1 pseudogene is annotated in these 448 nt (G+C 57.8%); it reads right to left on the bottom strand.

Annotated features, from left to right (window positions below):
• Positions 1 to 377, bottom strand: a pseudogene (locus tag VSR34_RS38625) (hypothetical protein); the annotation flags it as partial.
• Between the last annotated feature and the right edge of the window lie 71 nt (positions 378 to 448).

The raw sequence follows: 448 nt of genomic DNA, 5'->3' as shown, positions 1-448 counted from the left end.
CAGGTTGCCGGTGCGTTGCGGGGTTGCGCGTAGTCGTAGGAGTGGATGAGAATCGGCGTCTCCTTAGACAGACTGCCGGCCCCATCGCGCTTCTCCGCTAGGGATGCGAAGCAGGCTAGTATCGTATTCTGGAACGCGGCCCATCCCTCTGGTCGCACGTAGTGACTGCAATCGTCAGCAACCGGCACACCAGCTCTTTCATCAGGCGTACGGAGCAGTCTTAACGCCGATTTGGTTGCATCATCTTCGGTAGGCGGGGTGTTGATGGCGGCAATGAGGTCGTTACCTCCAGCCGAAAGAAGCAATGCTTCCCACCGCCGCGCGTTCCCGCCATAGAGCAGACTGGCAAAGGGAGTTTCATCGTCCCACTTCACCATTTGCTGGAGTGTCTTTCCTGGGCTTGCACAGGAGACGACTGCCGAAGACTGGTCAAGCGAGACATTGAAGA

This window comes from Paraburkholderia sp. JHI2823 (assembly GCF_038900695.1).
GTDB lineage: Bacteria > Pseudomonadota > Gammaproteobacteria > Burkholderiales > Burkholderiaceae > Paraburkholderia > Paraburkholderia mimosarum.
The sequence above is the reverse complement of the archived record's forward strand: the minus strand, read 5'-3'. Positions and strand labels throughout refer to the sequence as shown.